The sequence below is a fragment of the Bradyrhizobium manausense genome (assembly GCF_018131105.1).
In the GTDB taxonomy this organism is placed as follows: Bacteria; Pseudomonadota; Alphaproteobacteria; order Rhizobiales; family Xanthobacteraceae; genus Bradyrhizobium; species Bradyrhizobium manausense_B.
In genome coordinates this window covers 1,236,744-1,258,662 of the sequence record NZ_JAFCJI010000002.1, presented here as the reverse complement: position 1 = coordinate 1,258,662, position 21,919 = coordinate 1,236,744, and the positions used below count along the sequence as shown (strand labels likewise).

At 64.9% G+C, this 21,919-nt stretch carries 20 protein-coding genes; 10 read left to right on the top strand and 10 right to left on the bottom strand.

Translation table 11 applies throughout. The annotated features are described in order from the left end of the window. Positions 1-7: 7 nt before the first annotated feature. The gene (locus JQ631_RS26270; protein WP_212331199.1) at positions 8-778 is read right to left on the bottom strand and encodes a transaldolase; all 771 of its coding nucleotides are present in this window, start codon (positions 776-778) and stop codon (positions 8-10) included. Between the two features lie 165 nt (positions 779-943). Beyond that, positions 944-1,528 (bottom strand): SIS domain-containing protein, encoded by a 585-nt coding sequence (locus JQ631_RS26265; RefSeq protein WP_349645024.1) that lies wholly within the window; start codon positions 1,526-1,528, stop codon positions 944-946. A 382-nt stretch (positions 1,529-1,910) separates the two neighbouring features. Here JQ631_RS26265 and JQ631_RS26260 point away from each other — a divergent pair, with 382 nt between their 5' ends. Then, the gene (locus tag JQ631_RS26260) at positions 1,911-2,693 is read left to right on the top strand and encodes a TylF/MycF/NovP-related O-methyltransferase (protein WP_212331194.1); all 783 of its coding nucleotides are present in this window, start codon (positions 1,911-1,913) and stop codon (positions 2,691-2,693) included. Between the two features lie 6 nt (positions 2,694-2,699). Here the strand turns inward: JQ631_RS26260 and JQ631_RS26255 are convergent, their stop codons facing one another. From JQ631_RS26255 to JQ631_RS26245, 3 genes are all read right to left on the bottom strand, one after another. Then, a complete protein-coding gene (locus tag JQ631_RS26255; protein WP_212331179.1) occupies positions 2,700-3,911 on the bottom strand; it encodes a class I SAM-dependent methyltransferase in 1,212 nt (403 codons plus the stop codon). Beyond that, positions 3,912-5,063 carry a UDP-galactopyranose mutase gene (locus JQ631_RS26250; protein WP_212331176.1) on the bottom strand — a complete coding sequence of 384 codons (1,152 nt, stop codon included), beginning with the start codon at positions 5,061-5,063 and terminating at the stop codon, positions 3,912-3,914. Between the two features lie 63 nt (positions 5,064-5,126). Next, complete coding sequence (locus tag JQ631_RS26245; protein WP_212331174.1) at positions 5,127-5,741, bottom strand: D-glycero-alpha-D-manno-heptose-1,7-bisphosphate 7-phosphatase; 615 nt, start codon at positions 5,739-5,741, stop codon at positions 5,127-5,129. 137 nt (positions 5,742-5,878) lie between these two features. On the opposite strand from JQ631_RS26245, the gene serA reads away from it, so the two are divergent. Both serA and JQ631_RS26235 read left to right on the top strand, forming a co-directional pair. Then, positions 5,879-7,123, top strand: a complete 1,245-nt coding sequence (gene serA / locus JQ631_RS26240; RefSeq protein ID WP_212331172.1) for a phosphoglycerate dehydrogenase — start codon at positions 5,879-5,881, stop codon at positions 7,121-7,123. 95 nt (positions 7,124-7,218) lie between these two features. Then, positions 7,219-8,880 carry a tannase/feruloyl esterase family alpha/beta hydrolase gene (locus JQ631_RS26235; protein ID WP_212331169.1) on the top strand — a complete coding sequence of 554 codons (1,662 nt, stop codon included), beginning with the start codon at positions 7,219-7,221 and terminating at the stop codon, positions 8,878-8,880. Between the two features lie 191 nt (positions 8,881-9,071). Here JQ631_RS26235 and JQ631_RS26230 read toward each other — a convergent pair whose 3' ends face one another. Both JQ631_RS26230 and JQ631_RS26225 read right to left on the bottom strand, forming a co-directional pair. Further along, entirely contained in the window at positions 9,072-10,685 is a 1,614-nt protein-coding gene (locus JQ631_RS26230; protein ID WP_212331167.1) for an MDR family MFS transporter, read from the bottom strand. Then, positions 10,633-11,880, bottom strand: coding sequence for an HlyD family secretion protein (locus JQ631_RS26225; protein ID WP_212331165.1), 1,248 nt, complete (start codon positions 11,878-11,880; stop codon positions 10,633-10,635). Before JQ631_RS26225 ends, JQ631_RS26230 begins: the two co-directional genes overlap by 53 nt. A 141-nt stretch (positions 11,881-12,021) precedes the next feature. Here JQ631_RS26225 and JQ631_RS26220 point away from each other — a divergent pair, with 141 nt between their 5' ends. The 5 genes from JQ631_RS26220 to JQ631_RS26200 all read left to right on the top strand — a co-directional run bounded on the left by JQ631_RS26220 (position 12,022) and on the right by JQ631_RS26200 (position 17,155). Further along, entirely contained in the window at positions 12,022-12,630 is a 609-nt protein-coding gene (locus JQ631_RS26220; RefSeq protein WP_349645023.1) for a TetR/AcrR family transcriptional regulator, read from the top strand. Positions 12,631-12,673: 43 nt separating this feature from the next. Beyond that, complete coding sequence (locus tag JQ631_RS26215) at positions 12,674-13,123, top strand: MarR family winged helix-turn-helix transcriptional regulator (protein ID WP_212331162.1); 450 nt, start codon at positions 12,674-12,676, stop codon at positions 13,121-13,123. 12 nt (positions 13,124-13,135) lie between these two features. Then, positions 13,136-13,906 carry an enoyl-CoA hydratase gene (locus JQ631_RS26210; RefSeq protein ID WP_212331160.1) on the top strand — a complete coding sequence of 257 codons (771 nt, stop codon included), beginning with the start codon at positions 13,136-13,138 and terminating at the stop codon, positions 13,904-13,906. Between the two features lie 105 nt (positions 13,907-14,011). Next, positions 14,012-16,093, top strand: a complete 2,082-nt coding sequence (locus JQ631_RS26205; protein ID WP_212331146.1) for a methyl-accepting chemotaxis protein — start codon at positions 14,012-14,014, stop codon at positions 16,091-16,093. A 123-nt stretch (positions 16,094-16,216) separates the two neighbouring features. Next, positions 16,217-17,155 (top strand): dihydrodipicolinate synthase family protein, encoded by a 939-nt coding sequence (locus tag JQ631_RS26200; protein WP_212331131.1) that lies wholly within the window; start codon positions 16,217-16,219, stop codon positions 17,153-17,155. A gap of 147 nt (positions 17,156-17,302) precedes the next feature. Here the strand turns inward: JQ631_RS26200 and JQ631_RS26195 are convergent, their stop codons facing one another. From JQ631_RS26195 to JQ631_RS26185, 3 genes are read right to left on the bottom strand one after another with little or no spacing between them, the layout of a single operon-like run. Next, the gene (locus JQ631_RS26195; protein WP_212331128.1) at positions 17,303-18,001 is read right to left on the bottom strand and encodes a DUF1045 domain-containing protein; all 699 of its coding nucleotides are present in this window, start codon (positions 17,999-18,001) and stop codon (positions 17,303-17,305) included. 18 nt (positions 18,002-18,019) lie between these two features. Next, on the bottom strand, positions 18,020-19,213 hold the full coding sequence (locus tag JQ631_RS26190) for an alpha-D-ribose 1-methylphosphonate 5-triphosphate diphosphatase (protein ID WP_212331126.1): 1,194 nt from the start codon (positions 19,211-19,213) through the stop codon (positions 18,020-18,022). Beyond that, entirely contained in the window at positions 19,210-19,866 is a 657-nt protein-coding gene (locus tag JQ631_RS26185; protein WP_212331122.1) for a transferase hexapeptide repeat family protein, read from the bottom strand. Before JQ631_RS26185 ends, JQ631_RS26190 begins: the two co-directional genes overlap by 4 nt. Positions 19,867-20,039: 173 nt before the next feature. Here JQ631_RS26185 and phnC point away from each other — a divergent pair, with 173 nt between their 5' ends. Further along, positions 20,040-20,849, top strand: a complete 810-nt coding sequence (gene phnC / locus JQ631_RS26180) for a phosphonate ABC transporter ATP-binding protein (RefSeq protein WP_212331119.1) — start codon at positions 20,040-20,042, stop codon at positions 20,847-20,849. 65 nt (positions 20,850-20,914) lie between these two features. Then, complete coding sequence (gene phnD / locus JQ631_RS26175; protein WP_212331116.1) at positions 20,915-21,844, top strand: phosphonate ABC transporter substrate-binding protein; 930 nt, start codon at positions 20,915-20,917, stop codon at positions 21,842-21,844. Positions 21,845-21,919: the final 75 nt, after the last annotated feature.

Here is a 21,919-nt window from a genome sequence, read left to right as displayed (position 1 = left end):
GGTGTCGTTAGCGATCGATACGACCGGCCACGCGCTTCCGGGCCGGCTTGCGCGGCGACAGCTCGTAGCCGGCTGCCAGCGCGTCATTGCGGAACATCGCGACGGTCTCGCGCGAGTAGATGTCGAGGTCCTTGCCGATCAGGTCGAATTTCTTCAACAGGTCGGCGGACAGCGTGATGATGTGACAGCCGATGGCGTCGGCCTGGAACAGGTTGAGCAGCTCGCGCGGGCTGGCCCAGAGCAATTGTGCCGCGGGGCGATCCGACAGGATATCGAGCGCCTCCGACATCATCGCGACGGGATCGCGTCCGGTGTCTGCGATGCGCCCGGCGAAGACCGAGACGATGGCCGGCGTATTGGCGTCGAGCACGTCGCGGACGCGTTCGACCTGGCTCAGCGTGAGAATGGCTGTCACGTTGACCTTCACGCCCTCGCGCGCCAGCTCCGCAATGGCAGGGCCGCAGAACTCGCCGCGGGTGGTCGTCACCGGAAGCTTCACATAGACATTCGGCCCCCACGAGGCGATCTCGCGAGCCTCATGAGTGATGGTGGCGAGGTCGTCGCCGAGCACCTCGAAGCAGATCGGCCGGTCGCGCACGATGCGCAGCGCCGCGCAGCCGAACTCACGATAGTCGCCGACGCCTGCCGCGCGCATCAGCGACGGGTTGGTCGTGAAACCCTTGATCCGCGAATCGAGCGACGTGCGCTGGATCGTCGCGAGATCCGCGCCGTCACCGAATATCCTGATGTTGAGCGCGTCGATGCTCGGTGCGTTCATGTTGCGTAAGCCCCTTCAGCCCGTTGCCCGCTGGATCCATTTCACGCGGCCCAGCGCGGCCAGATCAAACCCATCCACCCGTTGCACTGAACGAGTTCCGTTCGGTGCAAAGGCGACTCACGCACGACGTAAAACTACTCCTCACGGAGTCCCCAAGCCAGCGCTTCACCATTTGGTGGCGCTGCGCTGCAACTTCGGATGCGAGACCAGGCAATGCCAAACCACCGCCTGGAACGCTTCGGCATGCGGCGTGACGCGCTGCTCTGCCGCAGTGGGAATCACGACGACGATGTCGCCCGCCTGTTTCGCATAGCCGCCGTCGCGTCCGACGATGCCGAGCACGCGGGCGTCCTTTGCTTTTGCCTCTTGCACCGCCGCGACGATATTGGGGCTGACATTGCGCTCGAGGTTGCCGCCGCCGACCGAGAGAACCAGGATGGCATCGCGCGGCCCGATGCGGCTGACCCGCAGCCATTCGACGAACACACTCGGCCAGCCCTCGTCATTGGTGCGTGCGGAGAGTTCCGAAACATTGTCGGTCGGTGCGTAGGCCTCGATGCCGCACAATTTGCGGAAGTCGTTGACGGCGTGGCTCGCATTCGCGGCACTGCCGCCGACGCCGAGGATAAACAGCCGGCCGCCGCGCTGGCGCAGGACCACGAGCTCGTCGCAGAGCGCCTCGATTTCGCCTGTCGGCAAGGCCCGCGCAATGTCGCAGACCTCCCGCAAATATTGGGCGACGTGTTCCACCTTCGCAACCGGCCTCGTTTGTGCTTCGTCGAGCCCGGTGTGCGGGCCAACCGGCGAATCACCGCTGATCTGGTTATCCCGCTGCGAATCCCGACGCACGTTCAAAACCGCCGCAATTCGCGCCACCGTAGTCTTACCGTGTCCGCGCATTGCCGATCCATGTCCGTGTTCTGAGTCGATTCGGGGCCCCCGAACGATAGGCCGGGGGCAGTTATCAACAGGTCGTGCGCCGGAATGGCCCCGTTCGGCGCCGATCGGGGGCACGGAAGGCCGCTGGCCTTGATCGGCCGCTCGCTTAAGCTATCAGGGCTGATTCCATTCCGGCGCGCGCAGAGGCCGGGCGCGGGGTGGAACACGAATGACCTCCAGCCGGTGAAGCGCCATGAGCAGCGATCGTGCCGACGATTTTCCCGCAGGTTCTGCGACCGGGATCAAGCCGCTCGCCCGTGAGCCCTGGGTCGAGATATCAGACGGTGCTGCGCTTGCGAATTGGTCGGCGGAGGACGAGATTCGCTACAACCAGCAGAACAGGCAAAGCGAGAAGCTGAGATTCTTCCGCCAGGTCTTCGATTTCCTGAAGGAGAACGAGATCGCCGGCGATTATCACGAATTCGGCTGCCACCGCGCGCGCACCTTTCGCATGGCGCTGACCGAAGCGCGGCGCAAGAATCTCCACGACATGGCGTTCTGGGCGTTCGACAGCTTTGCCGGCCTCCCGGCGCCCGAAACCGAAACCAGCGTTGGCAAATGGACGCAAGGCGCGCTCGCGACCTCCGAACAGGAGTTTCTGCGCCTGATCGGCGAGCACGGCGTCTTTGCGGACAAGGTGCGCACGGTGAAGGGCCTCTACGGCGATTCACTCACGCCGGCGCTGAAGGAGCAATTCGCAAGCAGCGGGCGCAGAATCGCACTCGCGAACATCGACTGCGATCTCTATGAGTCCGCCATTCCTGTGTTCGATTTCATCGAGCCGCTGCTTCAGCCTGGATCGGTGCTCTATATCGACGATCTCTTCGTCGGCAACCGCGGCAATCCCGGTCGTGGCCTGGCGAAAGCCTTTGTCGAATACCGCGAGCGCTCGCGCTGGCGCTTCGTGCGCCATCTCGACATCGGCTGGTGGGGGCGGTCCTACATCGCTGCAGACACCGAGTCGGATCTGATCTGATCGGCACTACGGATCGAACAGGCTTGCGATGGGGCCGGGTGTATCGGGGCCTGAGGCGCGCAGCGTGTAGACCGGCCCACGAAATCCCATGGCTGCTATTTTTCGCGCGATCTCGGCATCGTGCAGATAGGCCGCGATGACAATGGCCGCCATGCCGGCGAGGCGTTCGGCGCGCGGCGGCTCGATTCCGATCTCGCCCGCAGGGCCGTAGACGCAGCGTCCTGCATAGGAGGCGGTGTCGTCGAAAACAGCCGCAAACGCCGTGCTTTCATGATAGAGGCCGAGCAGCGCCTGCGCATAAGCGTTGGCTCCGTAGAGCGCAATTGGCCCGTCGATCGCAGTGAGGCGTTGCGCCGCCCGCGTGCGCCGTTCGGCCAACGCCACTGCAAATTCCGGCGGCGAGATACCGGACGACGCCCAGGGCTCCCGCACCGATGGCGCCGCCGCACGCAGCAGGAAACCCATGTCGTGGCCCTGCTTGATGTCGAATACGTCCACGACCACAAAGCCGGCACGCGCGAGCAGCAATTCCATCTCGGCGCGGCGATAGTAGTGCACGTGTGGATAGTGAAAATCGACGATCGAATGGCGGCGCAGGATATCGTCGGCGCTGGGCATCTCGATGTAAGCTGTGCCGTCATCGGCAAGGCTGGCGCGAAGCGCCGCCAGGAACGCTGCGGGCTCCGGCACATGCTCGATGACCTGGCGGCATACGACGGCATCGAAGCGGCGCCCCGCCAGCGCCGGGACCGGGAACATCGCGCGATGCAATGTCACGCCCGTGCCGGCGAAGCGTTCTGGCTGAAGTGCGCGGCTGGGTTCGACCAGATCGACACGCGCTGACCGGCGCGCCATTGCCAGCGACAGCGCACCGCCACCGCCGCCGACTTCGAGCACGGCGGGCCCGGGCTTGAGATGTCCCATGATCAGCGCCGCGGTCTCGTCCACGGCCGCGATCATGCCCGGGCTCACCGGCTCGTTGGTCAACACCAGCGCGCCATAGAGCTCGTCGGCCGCGTCGTTGTCGAAGGCGCGGTTGAAGAGATGTCCGCAGCGGCTACAGGCGGCGATGTCCAGACAGCCGAAGCCGGCTGCTGCATCCGCCATTCCGGCCGGACGAACGGCATGCATCGGTGTGCGCGCCACCGACCATACCGTCACCGCATCGCCCGATCCGCAGACGACGCAGCGATGCGGCGTGGCGGCGGGCCCGGTCATCTAGCGCCAGGCCTCGATCGGCACCGGATGGTCGCGGCCGCCTTCTGCAATCTGGCGCGCCATCACCATCGCCTGCTCGAGGCAATCGTCGATGTCGAGACCGTAGCGATAGCTGCCGGCGCGGCCGATCGAATAGACGTGGTCGGGCATCAGCGCGTAATATTTGCGCGCGAGTTCCTGCTCGGACTTGAACGGCAGCGGATAGTGTTTGCCGTTGTGAGAAGGGATTTCCATGCCGACGAGGCTGGTCGGCGATTTGTGGTGCGTGAACTTCTTGTATTCGACCAGCCGCGTGAACGCCTCGTCATTGGCGTAGTAGAGGAAGTAGACGTGCTCGGGAAAGACGTGCTCGGTCGGCAGCACGATCTTGTGGAAGTCGCGGCCGATGAAGGCGAGCTCGCCATGGCAGCGGCCGAACGGCTCGTCCGGCGAAATGGTCGAGATGATGACGTCGTAGCTGTGCTTCTCGCCGCCGAACCAGACCGCGCGCGTCGGCAGATCATAGCGCTCGATGCGCGTCGACAGCAGCACGCGCGCGCCTTCGGTGGCGACGTCGAAATAGCGGTTGTAGCCGTCTTCCGCGTGCGGATAGGCCGACCATGCGGTGTCCCACGCCGCGCGCGAGCCGCTCTTGATGGTGACGCCCTTCGGCGACCAGTTGAACGTGTCGATGCGCTTGTTGTCGTCGACCAGCCACATCTTCTTGTTGTACTTGTCGATCAGCTTGTCATAGAGCGTCTGGCCGACCGAGCCGACCCAGTATTCCTCGAGGTTCTTGGCTTCCGCGACGCCGCGCGCGGACTGGCGCTCCGCAGCGATCTTGGCGCGATCAGGCATCAGCGCGATGTCGTCCTCGTGGATTGGATAGTTGTAGAACGCATTGTCCGGCTCGACATAGGTGATGAACTGGTGGTCGGCGCAGGAGCGCAGCGGCACGATCGCATCCATGTAATCGTACACGGCGCGGTTCTGGGTCAGGAAGTGACGCGGGCCGAACGTGTAGGGATGGCCGCCATACCAGAAGGTGCGCACGCCGGCGCCGAGGAACGGCGCGGCTTCCACGATCGTGACGTCCCATCCGCCCAGCTTCATGAGTTGATGCGTCGCCGCGCACCCGGCGATGCCGCCGCCGATCACCAGAGCTGTCTTCATCCGTCCGGTCCAGTCCCTACGCGAATCGAGATCATGCCGGTATCGGCGAACGGCCGGACCGCGTCAATCGGGCTGGCCGGCTTGTCCGTATTTCCAAGGATGGGCCACGCAGAATGCGACGGCCTCGCCGACATCGGCGAACATCCGGTCGGGCTCGGGCGGCGCGCGATCCGGATAGCGCTCGACATCGCGGCAGGCAAAGCCTGTCTGCACGCCATAGCTCGTCAGCCCCATCGCGCGACCGGCGCCGATGTCGCGCAGGCTGTCGCCGATCAGGGCGGAGCGGCCGACATCAATGTCGAAATCGGCAATTGCCCGGCGCAACAGCAATGTTCCCGGCTTGCGGCATTCGCAGACGATCTGGAACTCCGGCGCTCCGCCCGGCGTCCGCTCCGGATGATGCGGGCAGAAATAAATGGCATCGATGATGCCGCCGTCCCGGGCCAGCAGTTCGCGGAGCCTTTCAAAAATCGTCTCCAGGCCGGCGAGAGTCACAAAACCCTTTGCGACCTGGGCGCGGTTGGTGACGATGATCGCGAGGTAGCCAGCCTCGCGCGCCGTCCGCAGCGCCTTGCCCGCGCCCGGGATCAGGCGGATGTCGTTTGGCCCCAATACGCCATGGCCGCCCGGCTCCTCGTTCAATACGCCGTCACAATCGAAGAAGATGGCCGGGCGCATGGGCGTTCCAATGGGTTTGGTATGCTTGTAGTGCGGCGCCCGGATGGAGCGAAGCGAAATCCGGGTTTCACGCCTATTGTGCTGTGCGGCGTCCGCGGTCTATGTGCTCGGACAAAACCGCCATTCATGGAGATTGTATGCCAGCCCCAGGCCAAAACCCTGAGCGGAGCGCGAAGGCGCTGCTGCTTGAAGGTGTCAACGACAGCGCCGTGGATCTGTTCAAGAGCGCGGGCTTTACCAATGTCGAGCGCCTGACCAAGGCGCTGGATGGCGAGGCGCTGCGCCAGGCGCTCAAGGGCGTGTCGTTGCTCGGCATCCGCTCCCGCACCCAGATCACCGACGAGGTGCTGGAAGCCGCCGACGGACTCCTCGCGGTCGGCTGCTTCAGCGTCGGCACCAACCAGGTCGATCTCTCGGCAGCGCGCAAGCGCGGCATTCCCGTGTTCAACGCGCCGTTCTCCAACACGCGTAGCGTTGCCGAACTCGTGATCGGTGAGATCGTGATGCTGCTGCGGCAGATCTTTCCGCGCTCGGTGTCGGCGCATGAGGGCGGCTGGGACAAGTCCGCGGCCGGCAGCCGCGAGGTGCGCGGCCGTACGCTGGGCATCATCGGCTACGGCAATATCGGCTCGCAGCTCTCGACTCTCGCGGAAGCCATGGGCATGCGGGTAATCTACTACGATCGCACCGACAAGCTCCGTCACGGCAATACCGAGCCGGTCGAGAAAATAGATGAGCTGCTGGCGCAGAGCGACGTCGTCAGCCTGCATGTGCCGGAGACGCCGGAGACATCGGGCATGATCGGCGAGAAGGAGCTGCGGGCGATGAAGCCGGGCTCGTTCCTGATCAACAACAGCCGCGGCACCGTGGTCGATCTCGACGCGCTCGCGAGAGCGCTACGCGACGGTCACATCGCCGGCGCCGCCATCGATGTGTTTCCGGTCGAGCCGTCGTCGAATTCGGAACGTTTCAAGAGCCCGGTGCAGGGCATCAGCAACGTCATCCTCACGCCGCATGTCGGCGGTTCGACCGAAGAGGCGCAGGAGCGGATCGGCGGCGAGGTGGCACGCAAGCTGGTTGATTATTTCGTCACGGGATCGACCATGGGTGCCGTGAATTTCCCGGAGGTCCAGCTGCATTTGCGTCCGTCCGGCGTACGCTTCAGCCATGTCCATCGCAATGTGCCGGGCATGCTGCGCCGGCTTAACGAGGTCTTCCTCCAGCGCGACATCAACATCGCCGCGCAATATCTGGAGACGGCCGGCGACCTCGGCTACGTCGTGCTCGATGCCGACCTCAACGGCGAGGATTCAGGCGTGCTGCTGGCGCAGATCCGCGGCCTCGAAGGTACGGTCGGCGCGCGGCTGGTGTTCGAGCACTAGACGCGCTTTCGAGCCAAGTTGACGGCCGACAGAAGGTCGCATTGAATGCGACCTGCGGCCGGATTGAACAAGAACAGAAGACACGGGTGGGAACGATGACGCGATCGAGGGCGAAGCTGTGCGCTTGGCTGGTGGGAACGTCGGCGGTGCTGGGCGCGAGCGGCGCGTGCGCGGCGACGCTGGCCGAAGATGCGGATACCGTCTGCAAAAGCCTGGTCGGCGGCGCCGATGCGGTCAAGGTCGATTCCGCCGCGTTGCAGGCGCCCTCGCAGCTTGCCGTCGCCGAGCGCGGTCCGACGCCGGCGGGGCGGATCACGCCCGCCAACCCCGCGTTCTGCAAGGTGCTCGGTCATATCGAGCCCGTCGATCCCAAGGCTCCGCCGGTCAAATTCCAGGTCAACCTGCCCGTCGAGTGGAACGGGCGCTCGGTGCAGTATGGCGGCGGCGGATTTAACGGCGTGCTGATCACCGGCCTCGGCCTGCCGCCGGCCTATCCTTTCGACAAGCCGTCGCCGCTCGCGCGCGGTTTTGTCACCTACGGCACCGACTCTGGTCATGAGTCCAAGCCGGGCGAGCCGCCGCAGTTGTTCGCGCTGAATGACGAGGCGTTCGAGAATTTTGCCCACCGCGCCTACAAGAAGGTGCGCGACTCTGCGGTCGAGTTGATGCAGCGCGCCTATGGCAAGAAGCCGGACAAGATGTACTTCATGGGCTCGTCCGAAGGCGGCCGCGAAGCCCTGACCATGGCGCAGCGTTATCCCGACGATTTCGACGGGATCTTTGCGCGTGTGCCCGTCATCAACTGGGTCGGCTTGCAGCATGCCGGCACACGCTCCGGTCTTGTGACCATGGGCGAGGGTTGGATCAATCCGGCGCAGGTCAAGCTGGTCGGCGATGCCGTGCGGGCCGCTTGCGACAAGGCCGACGGCTCCGACGATGCGCTGGTGCAGGACCCCGTGGGCTGCAAGGCGGCGTTCAAGGTCGAGACGTTGCGTTGCGCCGATGGCAAGAGCGGCGATCAGTGCCTCAACGACGCGCAGATCAAGGCCATCGACACGCTGCACGCCACCTATAAATTCCCGTTCACGCTCGCCAACGGCCTCGACGACTATCCGGGCTGGGGCGTGTCGGGAGAGGATACGCCGGCGATCGGCCCGACCGGCGGCTGGACAGCGTGGTGGCTCGGCAAAGCGCCGCCGGCGCAGCCGCCCGCGCCCAATAACGGCATCGCCTGGGTCTATGGGGCCGGCGGCATCCAATATGTGTTCGCGCGGGATCCCAAGCTCGACGTCACCACCTACAAGGTCGAAGAGCACAAGGCGCGGCTGCTCGAGGTCTCGAGCCTGATGGACTCGACGGATCCCGATCTCAGCCGCTTCCGCGCCCGCGGCGGCCGGCTGATCATGCTGGAGCACATGGCGGACTACGCGCAAAGTCCCTATGCCGGCATTCGCTATTTCGAGAGCGTCGAGCACAAGCTCGGCAAGGCCGAGACGGCCGAGTTCGCGCGGCTCTACACCGCGCCCGGCGTCGACCATGTCGGCTCCGGCGCGCCGGCCAATGTCGACATGCTGAGTGCGCTGGTCGACTGGGTCGAGAAGGGCAAGGCTCCCGGCGACCTCGAAGTCGCCGAGCAGAAGGTCGAAGCGCCGTCATTTGCGGTCGCGCGCGCGATGCCGCTCTGCCGCTGGCCGGGCTGGCCGCATTACAAGTCCGGCCCGGTGACGGCCGCTGCGAGCTTCAACTGCGCGCCGTAGGGCATATGACCAGAACGCGATGGCGGTGGACTTACCCCGCCGCCATCGCCTGCGCGCCGCCAAGCAACTGAGCATTGAGCCGGCCGCCGGGGTGAATCACAAGCTGAGCCGGCTCACGTTCGCCGCGCGCATCCTTCGTCATGAAAGGAACTCCGCTGCAACCAGTACTAGTGCATTCGATGGGCGAAGTCTTAGTGTGCCGGTCCGCCGGCCGCCTTCACCCTGCGTGTCAGCAGCACCGCGATCGCGGCGATCACCAGCACGATGCCGATCACCGCGAACGCGTCGGAATAGCCCATCACGAGTGCCTGGCGTTTCACCGTCTTGCCGAGCGCGATGATGGCCTGCTCGCGCGCGGCGTTGGGGTCGGGGACGCCATGGGCCGTGAAGTAGTTGGTCATTTGCGCGATGCGGGTGCGGACCTCCTCGCGGCCAAGCGTGACGGATTGGCCGATGATGTTGGAGTGGAACTGCTCGCGCTTGGTGATGATGGTCGCGAGCGTCGCCGTGCCGATCGCGCCGCCGAGATTGCGGAACATGTTGCTGATGCCGGAGGCCGCAGCCGCATCCTGCGGCGCGATGCCGCCCGTCAGCACCGAGGTCAGCGGCGTCAGCACCATGGCCTGGCCCACCGCGCGCACGATGTTCGGGATCCAGAACTGGTCGCCGGCATAGTCGGGCGACATGTTGATGTTCATGAAGCAGCTGTAGGCGAAGATCAGAAGCCCCGTGATGGCGATGTAGCGTGTGTCGAAGCGCTGCATCAGTTTCGGGATCAGCGGGATCAGCACGAGTTGCGGCAGGCCGGTCCAGGCCAGCACGTTGCCGATTTGCTCGGCGTTGTAGCCTTGCGCCTGACCGAGATAGGACGGCAGCATGTAGACCGAGCCGAACAGTGCGAAGCCGACCATGGTCATCGCGACGGTACCGAAGCCGAAATTGCGCTGTGTCAGCAGGCGCAGACGGATCAGCGGCTTCTCAATCGACAGCTCGATGGCGATGAACAGGGTGAGGCTGACGGCCGCGATCACGCCGAGCTTGAGGATGAAGGGTGAGGAGAACCAGTCGTCCTTGTTGCCTTCCTCGAGCACGGCCTGCAGCGCCGATAGGCCGATCGCCATGGTGACGATGCCAGCCCAGTCGCCTTCCTTCAAAAGGCCGAGCTGCATCTTCTGCCGCTCCAGCGTCAGATAGAGTGCGGCCACCATGACAGCGGTCGGGATCACGTTGACGAAGAAGATGGTGCGCCAGCCGTAGTTCTCGGTGAGATAGCCACCGATGGTCGGGCCGATCGCGGGAGCAAAGGTGACTGACAGCGCGAAGATCGCGAGCCCAACGGGCTGCTGCGGTTTCGGCAGCTTGGTCAGCACCAGCGTGAACGCCATCGGAATCAGCACGCCGCCGGCAAAGCCCTGCAGGCCGCGCATTGCGATCATCGACGGCAAATCATGCGTGAAGGCGCAGGCGACCGAGAACGCTGCGAACAGCGTCGCGCTTGCCAGCATGTAACGGCGGAACGAGAACACGCGGCTCAGGTAATCGGTCAGCGGGATCACGATGATCTCGCCGATCAGATACGAGGTCGAGATCCAGGAACCGTTGTCGGCGCCGGTGCCGATGCCGCCCTCGATGTTGAGCAGAGAGGCGTTGGTGATCTGGATATTCAGGATCGCCATGAACGAGCCGATCATGGCGGCGAGTACGGCAATCCAGGTCGCAGCGCTCGCGCGGTTGGGATCGATGGCGACGTGATTAGACGTCGCGGCCGACGTTGCCTGCGTTGAAAGTGAGAGGCTGTTTGACATGGCACGACCCTCCGGAAACGAGCTTCGCCTTGGGCGGCACGGCCGCATTCGCGGTCGGCGCGATCGAACGTGTTGCAATGGTCGGGATCACGGACATGCCGGGCCGCAGCGCGATTGCAGGCCCGTGTCCGGCATCGAGCGCGATCTTGACGGGGATGCGCTGCACCACCTTGGTGAAATTGCCGGTGGCGTTATCGGGCGGCAACAGCGCGAATTCCTGCCCGCTGGCCGGCGCGATGGAATCGACGTGGCCGTGCACGACCTGGCCCGGGAACATGTCGACCTCGATATCGACGGCCTGGCCGGATTTCACGTGGGTCAGTTGCGTTTCCTTGAAGTTGGCGACGACATAGGTGCCCTCGGCCGGCACAATCGACATCAACTGCGTGCCCGCCTGCACGAACTGGCCCATGCGAAGCGAACGATTGCCGACCACACCGTCGATGGGCGACACGACGTTGGTGTAACCGAGGTTCAACTCAGCCTGGTGCTGCGCGGCTTCCGCGCGTGCCGCGGCCGCCCTGGCCTGCACGATCTCCGCCTTGAGCAGGTCGACCTGCTTCAGAGCCGAGGCGAGATTGGCGGTGTCGCGTTCGAGCGTCGCCTGCGCGGTGGCGATACGTGACTGTGCCTGCTGCGCGTTCTGCACACTGCCTGAGCCGGTCGCGGCGAGATCGGTGTAGCGCTTGTTGTCTTGCGCGGCGAAAGTGAGGTTGGCCTGATCGACGTCGAGCGTGGCGCGCGCGGCCTTGATGACCGCCTGCTGTACCTCGATTTGCGCTTCCTTGCTCAAGATGGTCGCGTTCGCCGCCTGCACGTCGGCGCGGGCCTGGTCCAGCGCGACCTTGAAGTCGCGATCGTCGATCCTGGCCAGCACCTGGCCGACCTTCACATGCTCGTTATCGGCGACCAGGACGCCGTTGAGATAGCCGCTGACCTTCGGGGCGATGGTGGTGTTGTCGGCCTTCACATAGGCGTCGTCGGTGGAGACGAGGTATTGCCCGACCGTCCAGTAATCGTAGCCGTACCAGCCCGCGCCGGCGAGGGCGAAAACCGCTGCCCCCATCAGTAATAGCTTGCGAAGATTGAGTTTTTTCCTGGCGGCGAGGGCCGGTGTGCCGGGCAGGACACCCTCCAGCGCGGTAGCCGGAACGGCAGTTTGGGCGGCAGCAGATGGGGTGGTGTGCACGGTCATGGCCGGCTCCCTGAATTAGGAAACTTGACGATTTCCAAAATGAGACTAGCTTCGGAATTGTCAATGGAATGACAGGCATCATGTAAAGACATGGCTCAGGCAAAACCGTCAGATGACAGCCGCCCGCGCGGACGGCCTCCGGTGCGCAGCGACGAGGAGACGACGAGAATCGTCCTCGAAGCCGCGCGGCATACGTTTGCGGTCGAAGGTTATGCCGCCACCAGCACCGAAGAGCTTGCGCGCCGCGCCGGTATCTCGACAAAGACGCTCTACCGCCTGTTTCCAGGCAAGGCTGCGCTGTTCGAGGCGATGTGCGCTGACAGGCTCGAGCGGCTGCTCTCTGCCGTCGATCTCCAGGCCAGCGACGACGTCGATATCGAAACCGGTTTGCGCGCGGCGCTGATGGCCTGCGCCGATCTCGCGCTCGACCCTGAGGTGGTGGCGCTGCAGCGCATGGTGCTGCAGCAATCCGCCACCTTTCCCGAGCTCGCTGCAAATTTCTACACCAACGGCATTGCCCGCACCGCCAAGGCACTCGCCGGCTGGCTGCGCCTTCAGGTCAAGCGCAAGCGCGTCGTCGTTGACGACGCCGAGGAAGTCGCCGGCATGCTGATCGGCATGGTCGCGTCGGCGCCGCAGCGCGCGGCGATCTATGGCGGCGCGCCCTTGCCGTCGCGCAAGCAGATCGAACGTCGCGTGGAGACTTGCGCGGCTCTGTTCCTCGACGGCTGCCGCGCCAGTTCGTCCTAGCGGTCCGTTTGACAATGGCTCTCATTTCGCCTAAATGCTTCGCATGCGAAATAAATTGGGCGCGGCGAGGCATCACCGGCTGATCTACCTGCTCAACGTCGCACAACGCCGCTTGCAGCGCTGGATGGCCGCGCAGCCCCAGAATGAGGTCACGCCGGCGCAGGCGGGGCTGTTGTTCATCCTCGGCAAGCGAGACGGCGTCCTGATGGGTGAGGCGGGCGGGGCGCTCGACATGGGGCCGGCCGGCATTTCGGGACTCGTCGATCGCAGCGCCGCGGCAAAACTGGTCGAGCGGCGGGCCGATCGTGAGGACGGTCGCGCCTGGCGGGTGTGGCTGACGCCAAAGGGCCGCGCTGTGCTGGCGCAGGCGAAGACCGACGCGGCGGCGGTCAATGCAGCGCTGACCGAGGGATTTACGGCAGCGGAGATCGACGTCGTCGCGCGCTGGCTGACGAGCATTCAGGACAAGTTTCCAAGGGATCCAGAGGAATAGAGGGAGATACTCATGACCGAGCATGTGCGAGTTGAGAACAACAAGGGAATCCTCACGATCACGCTGGCGCGTCCCGACAAGAAGAACGCGCTGACGGACGCGATGTACGGCAAGCTCGCCGACACCATCGAATCCGCCGAGTTCGACCCGTCGGCGCGTGTGATCCTGATCCGGGGCGAGGGCGACATGTTCACCGCCGGCAACGATGTCGGCGAGTTTGCCGCCGTGGCCAGCGGCAAGTCCGAAGGCAGCCGCAATGTCGGCCGCTTCATCCAGTCGCTGGCGCGCTGCACGCGTCCGCTGGTTGCGGCGGTGCAGGGCCGCGCGGTGGGTGTCGGCACAACGATGCTGCTCCATTGCGATCTCGTCATCCTCGCTGACAACACCCTGCTGTCGACGCCCTTCGTCAGTCTCGCGCTGGTGCCGGAGGCCGCGTCGAGCCTCCTGATGCCGGCGCGCATCGGTTATGCGCGCGCCTACGAGATGTTTGCGCTCGGCGAGACCGTGGCGGCCAGGGCCGCGCTGGAATGGGGCTTGGCGAACCGCGTGGTGCCGCTCGACAAGCTCGATGCCGAGGCGCTCGCGCTCGCTCAGCGTCTCGCCCGACAGCCGGCAGGCGCGCTCACCGCGACCAAGAAACTGATGCGCAACGGCGAGGCGCTGGTTGCTCAGATGCAGGCCGAAGGCGAGCAGTTCGCGCAGCGCCTGCGCACCGCCGAGGCGCGCGAAGCGTTCACGGCGTTCGCCGAGCGGCGTCCGCCGGATTTCACGAAAGTTTCGTGACGCCGAGAAAGCGGGAACTCCCGCAATTTGACTAAAAGCTTAACGGAACATTGGCATGTCGCGATGCAAGGTGGCCACTTCCTGGAAGTAGGCCCCTTGTGACTCATGGCAATGTTTAAGAAATCGGTAAGTTCGCTTCTCCTGGTGTTGATGGCCTTGCTGGCGGCCGGTGCGCTCGCCTCTACGGCGATCCAGATGGTCGGGGCCTTCGGCCGCTACAACGACAGTATCGAGACCGCGCGGCTTGCCGCCGCCGACAAGGCGATCTTCCAGGGCGTGCTGTCGCTGCGCAACAATCGCGGCGACGCCCAGAGCGCGCTGCTCGGCGACGACGATCCTCGCGCAAAGCTTGCCGATGCCGAGAAGGCAGAGCAGGGCGGCTATGACGGCATCAACGCAGCGCTCGCGACCGCCAATTTCGCGCGCCGCGACGAACTCGCGAGCACGCTGAAGCAGCGCTGGGGCGAAGCCGCACCACAGTTCCAATTGTTCTATGACGAGGCCAAGCGTCCGCGCGCCGAGCGCAAGATCGAGCGGACCAGCTCCTGGTATGACGCCGTCACCAAGGTCATCGACACGGCGAACCTGGCCTCAACCGCAGTGTCGAACCGCGCCTGGATGAACGATCCCTTCATCGCCCGCATGATCCAGGTCCGCCGCTTCGCCTGGCAGGTGCGCGATCGCTATGGAATCCATTGTTCAGCACTGCGCTCGAACGTCAACAGCAGCAAGCCGCTCGACGACAACCAGAAGCGGTCAGTGGCACAGTGGGACGGCACCATCAATTCCGGTTGGGTCGGCATGACCGAGGTGCTCGCGGCGCCCGACGTGGCCGCGGACCTGGTCACTGCTGCAAAGGAAGCACGGGCCAAGACCGACGGCGTTCTCAAGCAGATCAGCGAGCTCACCAGGAATTTTGACGGCAGCGGCAAGCCCGCGATGGCGGCGGCGGACTGGAATACGCTCTGCCAGTCGCCGTTCCCGCTCATCGTCGGGGTCGCGACCATGGCGCTCGATCAGTCGATCGCGCGCGCCGAGGCCGTGCAAGCCAGGGCGCTCACCAACCTCGTCGTCCAGTCGCTTGCGTTCCTGCTGGCGCTCGCCGTGACCCTGACCGGCGTGTACGTCGTGCGCAATCGCCTGATGCGCCCGGTGCGCGCCATTCTTGACGCCATTGCCCGCATCGGCGCCCGCGACTATGCGACGCCGGTTCCGCAATCCCGCTATCCCGACGAGTTCGGCACCATGGCCGCCGCGCTCGAAAGCCTGCGCGAGAGCGCGGCGACCGCCGAACGTCTCGGCCAGGAACGCGAATCGCAGCAGGCGCTGCAACTCGCCCGCTCCGGTACCGTCGACGACGCGTGCCGTAGTTTCGACGACACCGTGCAGGCCGTGATCCACAGCGTCGCCGCGTCGGCCAGGGAACTCGATGCGACGGCGACCGATGTGCGCACGCTGGTCTCGGAATCGGGCAGCCAGACGGCCGCGGTCTCTGCTTCCGCCGAGCAGGCCACCAACAATCTCGAAAGCATCGCGGCTGCCACCGAGGAGCTTTCGGCATCCGTCGGCGAAATTTCAGCGCAGGTGCAGTCGAGCGCGCGCGATGCGCGCGAAGCGGTGTCGCAGGTCGAGCAGACCAACGCCACCGTCGAGATCCTCGACCAGACCGCGGGCCGCATCAGCGAAGTCGTGAAGATGATCCACGCCATCGCCGGCCAGACCAACCTGCTCGCCCTGAACGCCACCATCGAGGCGGCCCGCGCCGGCGAAGCCGGCCGCGGCTTTGCTGTGGTTGCCGGCGAGGTCAAGAGCCTCGCCGCACAGACCGCGACCGCGACCGAGGAAATCTCGCGCCAGGTCGAGGAAATCCAGGGGGCAACCGGACAGGCGGTCGCCGCGATCCGTTCGATCGGCGGTGCCATCAGCGGCATCGACGAGAAGATGACCGCCATTGCCGCCGCGGTCGAGCAGCAGCGCGCGGCCACCACCGAGATCTCGCGCAACTTCCAGCATGCCGCCCAGGGCACCCGCGAGGTCACCGATACGATCGGCAGCGTCGCCAAGCTCAACCAGGAGACCGGCAATGCCGGCTCGGTGCTGTCCCAGTCCGTGACCAAGATGTCGGCCGATGCCGACCGCCTCCGCGTCGCGGTCGAGGGCTTCCTGGGCGCGGTGAAGACCGCCTAGGCTTTCTGCCCTGTTCCAGCGGCGCGAGGATCGGCATTGCCGCCGCTCCCCGCGCCGAGTACACCTGTGGCGCCCCGCGAAAGCGGCGACAGCTGTAAGTGCATATCAGGGATGGAGAGTTCGATGCCGGTCACCTCACACAAGGCCCAGCGCCCCTATCGCGGCGTGTTTCCGGTCGCGCCCACCATCTTCAACGAACGCGGCGAGCTCGACCTCGAGGGCCAGCGCCGCTGCATCGATTTCATGATCGATGCCGGTTCGAATGGCCTGTGCATCCTCGCCAATTTCTCCGAGCAGTTCGTGCTGACCGATGCCGAGCGCGAGAGCGTCATGCATGCGGTGCTGGACCACGTCGCTGGCCGCGTGCCGGTCATCGTCACCACCACCCATTTCAGCTCGGCGGAGTGCGCGGCGCGCAGCAAGCAGGCCGAGGCCGCCGGTGCGGCCATGGTGATGGTGATGCCGCCCTATCACGGCGCGACCTTCCGCGTGCCGGAGAAGGGCGTCGTCGAATTCTTCAAGGTTCTCTCGGGCGCGATCAACATTCCGATCATGATCCAGGATGCGCCGGTCGCGGGCACGCCGCTGTCGGTCGAGCTGCTGGCGCGGCTGGCGCGTGAACTCTCCAACATCCGCTATTTCAAGATCGAGGTGCCGGGCGCGGCGTCAAAGCTCCGCAGCCTGATCGAGGCCGGCGGCAAGGACATCGAGGGTCCCTGGGATGGCGAGGAGGCGATCACCCTGATGGCTGATCTCGATGCGGGCGCGACCGGTGCGATGACCGGCGGCGGTTACCCCGACGGTATCCGCCAGATCATCGATCCCTATTTCGCGGGCGATCGGGAGAAGGCGAAAGCCGCCTATGAACGCTGGCTGCCGCTGATCAACTACGAGAACCGCCAGTGCGGCCTGATCGCCTGCAAGGCGATGATGCAGGCCGGCGGCGTGATCAAGTCGGACGCGGTCCGCCATCCGCTGCAACCGCTGCATCCGGCGACCAAGGCAGGGCTGCTGGAGCTCGCCAAGGAGCGCGACGCGCTGGCGCTGCGGTGGGGGGAGTAGACCTCGCTGCCGGTCAGAATCTCCACTGTCGTAGGGTGGGCAAAGCGAAGCGTGCCCACGATTTGCGTGTCGTCGAGAAAGAACGTGGGCACGGCGCCTCGCGCCTTTGCCCACCCTACACGAGCTGAATGAGACGCGTGAGCCCGGCTAACTCGCCAGTACCCACTCGCCGATGATGCGGAAACGCGCCTTCGCATCATCCTGCCTGAACAGCGTAATGCGATCGATCGCAAGCGTCTCGAGCTTCAGCCCCGCAAACTTCGCCCGCAGCATCTCCAGGATCGGCCCGCGCCGCTCCGCATCGAGCAGCCCCGTCAGCGTCATGTGGAAGCGGAATTCTTCCATCACGTAAGGGTAACCCCAGCGGTCGAGATAGTCGCGCTGGCGCTCGGTAAGCTTCTCGGGCTTGCGCCGCGTGCGATCTTCCGCGGTCAGGGGCGGACGGAACGAATCGAAATGGCGGACGCAATCGGCGGCGAATTGCTGGAGCGTGTCGATGGGCTCAGCCGGAATGACAGCAATGAAGCCGCTGATGGAATCGACGACCGGGCGGATCACCGGAATCGGCCGCGCCTTTTCGGCAAAGGTCGCGCAGGCGCCCATCAGCTCGGCCTCGGTCTTGCCGGACGCGAGCCCCATCGGCGCCTTCAGTGTGCCGTGAAAGCCGTATTTGCGGGGATCGGCAGTGATGTCGCGCCAGTCCGGGGCGACTTGCAATGCGTCCTGCGGAAACGAAATCTCGTCGCCGCGATAGGCATCATAGCCCAGCAACTCGGCACCGAAGCGGGATAGCGCATTGTCGGCGCCGGCGGCAAAATAGATCGCGTAGCGGGGAAAACCTGTCATTGCCTGAGCATAGCCAATTTATGCCGCGACGACAGTCTCGCGCGGTGTTGCCGTCGCGCCGAGCAATCGGGGCGCATCGGTGAGATGCACGAGCTTGCCGGCCGCGATCACCGCGACCAGCCGCGGACGCAATGGCATGCTGTCGTCGACCAGCAGGATGTCGGCGCGATGGCCTGCGGCGAGCGTGCCGCGATCGGTCAGGCCGATGGCCTGGGCCGGCGCCGCCGAGATCAGCTTCCAGGCCTCGGTCAACGGCAGCACGCCGTCCGCGACGAGGCGGAACGCAGCGAGCAGCGGCGCCGGATAGTAATAGTCCGAGGCCAGTACCGAGCAGAGCCCCTTCGCGATCATGTCCGACGCCTTGGTCCAGCCGGTGTGGCTGCCGCCGCGCACGACGTTCGGCGCACCGAAGACGATGGCGTCGCCGGCAGCCGCGGCCTCGCGCGCCGTCTCCTCGTTGATCGGAAATTCGGCGAGCGTCACGCCCATGGCGCGAAAGTTTTGGCGCATCGCCGGCGTCGCGTCGTCATGCGAGAGCATCCGCACCCCGGCCGCACGGGCCGCGGCCGCGAGCCGGATGATGGAGGCCGGAACATCGGCGGCGCGCGAGACGATATGCGCGACGAGCTTGTCGAAATCCTCGCTCGACAGGCCGGTGCGCTCCACCATGCGGTTGCGCTTGCGAGGATTGGAGATGTCGGCAACGACCCCGTCCATGTGGTCATTGAAGGCGAACAAATCGACACGGCCCTCGGCGAGCCACTCGCTGATCTCGTCCTCGGCATCGAGATTGTGGGTCTCGTGCCGCAAATGAAAGCGGGTGTCGGCGGCGAAGTGCGGACGCTGCCGTTCGATTGCCTCAAGCAGGCGTCTTGCATTGTCGCCACTGCGCAGGCCCGGCTCCCACGACCATGTGGTGGCGTGGAACACCGTGGTGATGCCGTTGCTGACGACCTGCCGGTCGGTGTCGGCGAGCGCAATGTCGATCGGGAAATCGACGCCGGCCCGCGGCATCATCTGCCGCTCGAAGGCATCGCCGTGCAGATCAACGATGCCGGGCAGCACCAGCAAATCGCGCGCATCGATCGCCAACCGCGCGCGGCCGCGAGACGCGTCGATCTGCGCGATGTCCGTTCCAGAGATTGCGAGTGAAGTTTCGGTGAGCTCGGAGCCGACCAGGGCCCGGCCTCCCTCGATGAAAATGTCTGTCACGCGACCGCGCTTCGTTTGCTGGAAGAGGAATTTGCCTTTGCTTCGTATGCCGACAGGAAATCTTCAATTGTGAGCTTGCGGAAATCAGGCAGCGCCTCACGCAATTTGTCGTGATTCCAGTCCCACCATGCCAGCTTTGCAAGCCGTCCGGCAACCTCTTCCGAGAACCGCCGCCGCACGATCCGCGCCGGATTGCCGGCAACGATCGTGTAGGCCGGCACGTCCTTGGTGACAATGGCGCCGGCCGCGATCACCGCGCCAGTGCCGACGTTGCGGCCCGGCAGCACGACCGCGCCATGGCCGATCCAGACGTCATGGCCGATATGGACGTGATGCTGGCGCCGCCAGTCGAAGAAGTCTGTATCGTCGCTCTCGTCCGGAAAGTAGGCGCTGGAGCGGTAGGTGAAATGCGCCTGGGTCGCGCGATGCATCGGATGATTGCCGGGATTGATCCGCGTCATCGCCGCGATCGAGCAGAACTTTCCGATGGTGGTGTAGGTGATCTGCGCGTCGTTGACGACGTAGGAGTAATCGCCCATCGCGACCTCGTGCAGGATGGTGCGCGCGCCGACCTCGGTGTAGGCGCCGAGCCTGGTTTCGTGCAGCTTCGCCGAAGCATCGATGGTCGGCTCGACCGATAGCACCTTGGCCATGTTGCATCCGGAGTTCGAGGGCGGGCGCTCGTCTTCGAGTGGCTTGATGACATCATCATGACGACGACATGACAGGGGATGAGGTGGGTTGGATCGCCGCACTGCATTGCGCATGTCACACAAGTGTCAACCGTCAGGGATAGCGGTGGGCCCCAGCTACTCTGGAGCCCTGCATGCTGGTGGTGGAAGGTCTGACGTGCCGCTTCGGCGCAAAAGCCGCGGTGGACGACGCGTCGTTTCAAATCTCCCCCGGCGGATTCGTCGGTGTGATCGGGCGCTCCGGCGCCGGCAAGTCGACCTTGCTGCGAACCATCAATCGTCTGGTGACGCCGACGCAGGGTCGTATCCTGTTCGACGGCCTCGACGTCACCGCGCTGCGCGGCAAGGAGCTGCGGCAGTGGCGGGCGCGCTCGGCGATGATCTTCCAGCAATTCAATCTGGTTGGCCGCCTCGATGTCCTGACCAACGTGCTGATGGGGCGTCTTGCCACCATGCCGGCCTGGCGCTCGCTCTCGCAGATCTGGCCCGAGCAGGACAAGGCGCTGGCGATGTCCGCGCTGGAACAGTTCGACATCGCCCCGCTCGCCGCCCAGCGCGCCGACCAGCTCTCCGGCGGCCAGCAGCAGCGCGTGGCGATTGCCCGCGCCCTGGTGCAGCAGCCCGATATCATCCTCGCCGACGAGCCGATTGCCTCGCTCGATCCGCGCAATACCAAGATCGTCATGGATGCGCTTCTGCGCATCAACAAGCATTTCGGCATCACGGTGATCTGCAATCTGCATTCGCTCGATCTGGCGCGCAGCTATTGCGACCGCCTCATCGGCATGGCCCAGGGCCGCGTAGTGTTCGACGGCGCGCCGTCCGCGCTGACCGATCTCGTCGCGCGTGAGCTCTACGATCTCGAGGCCGCCGACGTCATGGGCGGCACATCTGCGCCGTTGCCGGAGGGCGTCCCGGCACTCGGAACGGCCGCGGCGGCTTGAGCCGCCGCGCATCCGTCATTTCCAGTTTCTTGCGTCAACCGATCCTATCAGATGAAGAGGACATCATGATCACTCGCAGACTCGTTCTTGCCGGCGCAGCCGCGCTGACCCTTGCCGGATCCGCTTCCGCCGAAGACTGGAAGACGAAATATCCGGAGATCACCTTCGCCGCGATCCCGGCCGAGAACGGCTCGGGCGTGACCGAGCGCTACGGTCCTTTCATCAACTATCTGTCGAAGGAGCTCGGCATCAAGGTAACGCTGCGTGTCGCCAATGACTACGCTGCCCTCATCGAGGGCCAGCGCGCCGGCAACATCCAGATCGGCTATTACGGTCCGGCTTCCTTTGCGCGCGCCCGTCTCACCGGCGTCAAGACCGATGCCTTCGTGATCGACGTCAATTCCGACGGCTCGAAGGGCTACTACTCCGTCTTCTACGTGCTGGCGAAATCGCCGTACCAGAAGATCGAGGACCTCAAGGGCAAGAATCTCGGGCTTGTCGATCCGAACTCCACGTCCGGCAACAACATGCCCCGCTTCAAGCTGAACGCGATGAGCATCGATCCCGATGCCTATTTCTCCAAGGTGGTCTTCACCGGCAGCCACGAGAACGCCGTTCTGGCGCTGGCCCAGGGCACCGTCGACGTCGCCGCCAACTGGTGGAACGCCGACGACGATTCCAACCTGACCCGCATGCTCAACAAGGGCATGGTGAAGTCGGCCGACGGCACGCCGATGAAGAAGGAGGACTTCCGCATCATCGGGAAGTCCGACCTCATCATCAACTCGCCCTACGCCTACCTGAGCGATCTGCCCGAGGACATGAAGGCCGCGATCAAGAAGGCCTTCCTGGATGCCGCGCAGAAGGATCCCGAGGCGTTCAAGAAGCTTTCCGACGGCAAGAACAAGCCGTGGGAGCCGATCGCAAATGACGATTACAACAAGACCATCGAGCTGATTAAGTTCGTCGACAATCTGCGCAAGAAGGCGTCCTGATCTCGTCGGGACGATTTGCTGGAGCCGGGTCGATGGACCCGGCTCTTCTCTTGAGGGATCCTTTCCGCTGAACCC